Annotated in this window: 2 protein-coding genes; both read right to left on the bottom strand. The window is 74.7% G+C overall.

All coding sequences use genetic code 11. From position 1 onward, the window contains the following. The coding region (locus NON22_RS21385) for a UvrD-helicase domain-containing protein (RefSeq protein ID WP_257389017.1) at positions 1 to 320 on the bottom strand (320 nt) is incomplete at its 3' end. Beyond that, the gene (recC, locus tag NON22_RS21380; RefSeq protein WP_257389016.1) at positions 317 to 3727 is read right to left on the bottom strand and encodes an exodeoxyribonuclease V subunit gamma; all 3411 of its coding nucleotides are present in this window, start codon (positions 3725 to 3727) and stop codon (positions 317 to 319) included. The genes NON22_RS21385 and recC, both read right to left, overlap by 4 nt. Positions 3728 to 3906 lie beyond the last annotated feature (179 nt).

Genomic DNA, 3906 nt, shown 5'->3' with positions numbered 1-3906 from the left:
GCGCGCCAGCGCGCGGCCAGCCAGTCGGCGTCTTCGCCGCCGGCCTCGGCCGGTTCTCCCGCGGCTGCGCGTTCGGCCGCGGCCTCGGCCCAGAGCAGGCGCGCGCGCAGCCGGTCGCGCAGCTCCTGCGCGGCCGCGTCGGTGAACGTGCCGACGACGATCTGCCGCGGCGTGCGCGGCGCCTCGCCTTCGAGCAGCAGGCGCAGGTAGAGCACGGCGATCGTCCAGGTCTTGCCGGTGCCCGCGCTCGCCTCGATCAGGCTGCGGCCGGCGCCGGTCAGGTCCAGCGCACGCCAGTTCGCGATGCGGCGCGCGCTCACGCGGCACCTCCGTCGTCGAACTCGATCAGCGCGCGCAGCCGCTGCGCCGTCGCGACGAGCGCGTCGAAGGCCGGCGTGCCGGGATCGAACGCCGCGCCGCTCGCGAACAGCCGCGCATAGCCGGGCGTGTGGTCGCGTTCGCCGGTCTGGCGGTCGCCGCCGTGCCAGACGTGCAGGACGCGCGCCTCGCTCGTGTCGCTCGTCGCCGCAGCCCAGCTCGTGCGCGGGAAGTACCACAGCGGTTCGCGCAGCGCGCCGAGATACAGCTGCACCAGCGCGGCGACGCGGCGTTCGAGCTCGGCGCGGCGCGCGGCGTAGCGCGGCGCATCGTGGCGCACGGCAAGGGACGCCCTGCTCCAGGCGTCGAGCGAGGCCTGCCAGGGCCGCTTGTCGCCGCTGCCCGGCAGCAACAGGCGCAGCGGCCGCGGCGCGTCCCACTGCGCGAGCTGCAGCAGCGCCCATTCGAGGAACAGCACGAGGCGCGCGCCGAAGTCCAGTTCGCTCTCGCGGCGCCGCGGCAGATCGAAGATCCAGTCCATGCCGCCGCTGCGCCAGGCGCGCGCGAGTTCGCCCTGCAGGCGCCGGCCGCCGAGCTCGAGGTCGATCGCGAGCGGCAGGCGCCGCAGCGCGCCGGCCGCGAACAGGCCGTCGGCGTCGGCTTCGGCCAGCAGCGCGGACACCTCTTCGTGCTGGCGCCACCAGGCGCGCTCGCCGGCGCGCACCGGCGGCCAGAGTCCGCCGTAGCGCAGCCAGTCCGGCGGTGCATCGGGCAAGTCCGTGCGGCCGGCCGCGGCGGCGTCGAAGAACAGGCGCTGGGCGACGCGGTCCAGCCGCCCGAACTGCGGGTCCAGCGGCTCGCTGTCGGCGAGCCGCTCGGGCTCGAGCGCGTCCAGGCGCAGGCCGTACTGGCGCAGCAGGTGCTGCGCGGGCCGGCGCCAGTAGTCGAGCAGATTGGCCAGCCCGACCGCCGGCGGCGCGTCGGCCGGCGGCAACGCCCCGTCGAGGAAGGCCGGCGCCGCGCTGCCGCGCTCGCGCAGCAGCGCGATCAGGTCTGCGCGATAGGAATACAGGCGCGGGTCGGCGCCGTCGAAATAGCGCGCGTCGAACGGCTGCAGCGGATGACGTACCAGCCACGGCCGCGGCGCGTCGTTCTCGTCGCGGCCGCGCAGGCCGTGGACCTGATCCAGCACGGCGAGCAGTTCGGCCAGCGGCGCGGCCGGCGTGCGCGGCTTGCCGTCGCGCACGCCTTCGCCGACGTAGCTCAGATGCAGGGTCTCTCGCGCGGCCATGACGGTTTCGAGGAACAGGTAGCGGTCGTCGCTGCGCACGTCGCGGTCGCCGAGGCGGCGATGCGCGGCCATGAGATCCAGCCCCGCGTCGGAACCCGCGCGCGGGAACTCGCCGTCGTCGAGACCGAGCACGGCCACGACGCGGAACGGAATCGCGCGCTGCGGCACCATGCCGCAGACCGTCATGCCGCCGACGAGGAAGCGCTGCCGGTCCGACAGCGCGGTCAGGCGTTCCCGCAGCACGTCGCGCACGACGTCGAATTCGACGAGCGGGTCGACGTGCGCGTCGTCGACCTCGTTCTGCAGGTCCAGCACGATGCGGCGCAGCTCGGCGAGGGCCGCGGTTGCCGGCGCATCGGCGTAGTCGGCGCGGAACAGCGTGTCGATCAGCGCATCGCAGCGCTGCGCCCAGGCGCTCAGCCGGCGGCGCTGCTGCGTGTCGCGGCAGAACTCGGCCAGCACCTGCAGCAGCCGGTCCAGCGCGCCGAGCGCCTCGGCCTGCACGCCGTGCACGCCTTCGACCGGCACGAGCACGTCGCCGTCGGGCAAGGTCAGCGCCTGCGCTTCGTCGTCTTCGTCGGTGCCGAGTAGATAGCCGGCGAGCAGCCGGTCCATGCCCCAGGCGAAGGTGTGTTCGGGGATGGCCGGCACGCCGAAGCGGCGGCGGAATTCCGGATCGAGCGCCCAGGCCACGCGGCTGCGCGCGATCCAGTCCGCGAGGCGTTCGACGCCGGCCGCGTCGAGGCCGAGCGCGCGCGCGATCTCCTGGACGGCCAGCAGGTCCAGCACCTGCGCCGCGCTGATGCGGGTCTGCGGCAGGTCGAGCAATGTCGTGAACGCGAGCAGCAGCGGATGGCTGCGCAGCACGGGCACGTCGGCCAGGTGATACGGCAGCGGGTTGTTCGCGCGGCCGGGCTCGCCGAACACGGCCGGCAGCAGCGGCACGTAGGCCTGGATGTCCGGCGCCATCACGACGATGTCGGAAGGCCGCAGGTCCGGCCGCGCCTCGCGCTCGCGCAGCAGCGCGTCGCGCAGCACTTCGAGCTCGCGCAGCCGCGTATGGCAGGCATGCACGCGCAGGCTGCGGTCGTCGAGCTCGCGGACCGGGTCGGCATCCGCCGGCGCGAGCAGCGCGGTGTCGAGCTGGCGGATGCTGTCCTGCAGCCGTGCGAGGCGATCCGTCGCCGTCGCGGGTTTCTCGTCCTCGCTGTGGCGGATGTCGACCGCGACGTCGTCGGCGCCGGCCAGCGCGAGCATGAAATGCTGGCCGAGCCGGCCCCAGCTCGCAAGCAGCGGATGGCTCAGGCTCAGGAACTGCTGCTCCGAAGCCTCGGAGAACGCGCCGAGTTTCGCGAGCTCGGCCAGATGCGCGCGCTCGGGCTTGAGGCCGGCCCAGTATTCGCGGCACGGATCGGGCACGTAGAGCACGACCGGCCGGCGCCGCGCGACCGCGCGCAGGGTCGCGAACTCGGTCGGCGCGAGATGGCTGATGCCGAACACGTGCAGCGGTTCGTCGGAGACCGCGCCGGGCGGGGCCGTGTCCAGCGCGCGCAGCAGCGCGGTCAGGCGCTCGCCGCGATGCGGCTGGTCGATCTGCGCGCGCAGGCGGCGCCAGAGCGGCGCGAGGAACGTCGGCGCCGGCACGTCGTCGCGGCCGGCGCTCCAGGCCTGGAGCCAGTCGGGCCGGTAGACCAGATAGCGCGTGTAGAGCGCGGCGAGGCGGTCGGCGAGCTGGAAACGCCGGCGCGGCGCATCCAGGCCGTGCAGATAGCGGCGTACGGCGGGATCGTCGATCCCGGCGAGCAGCTCGTGGATGCGCCAGCGCAGCGCTTCGCGCCGGTACGGCCGCAGCGCGACGACGGATTCGCCGAGCAGGCGCTGGGCGAGCCGGTCGAGCCAGGCGCTCGGCAGCTCGATCGACAGGTTCGCGGCGATGCCGCCGGAGCCGCGCCGGCGCGCGATCGCGCGCGCCAGCCACTGGCGTATGCCCGGATGCGCGGCGATCACGTCGAACGGCTGCAGCGCGTGCGCCGGCGGCGCCGCATCCATCAGGCTCAGCAGCGGCGGCAGCAGCGCCTCCAGCCGGCTGGCGCGATAGACGATGATTCCCTGCTGCATGGACCCGCGGGCTCGATGACCGACACGCAGCCTAGCGCATGGCGGGGCCGCGCAGGAGATGGGCGGCGGCCGCGACGCCGGCGCCACGGCCGCGCGGTGCACAGGCGGATGCGTCGCGCCGGTTGCCGCACGCCGCGACGCCTCGCGATCCGTACGTATCGGCAGCGGTTCCTTTGAGC

The organism is Tahibacter caeni, assembly GCF_024609805.1.
In the GTDB taxonomy this organism is placed as follows: Bacteria; Pseudomonadota; Gammaproteobacteria; order Xanthomonadales; family Rhodanobacteraceae; genus Tahibacter; species Tahibacter caeni.
The sequence above is the reverse complement of the archived record's forward strand: the minus strand, read 5'-3'. Positions and strand labels throughout refer to the sequence as shown.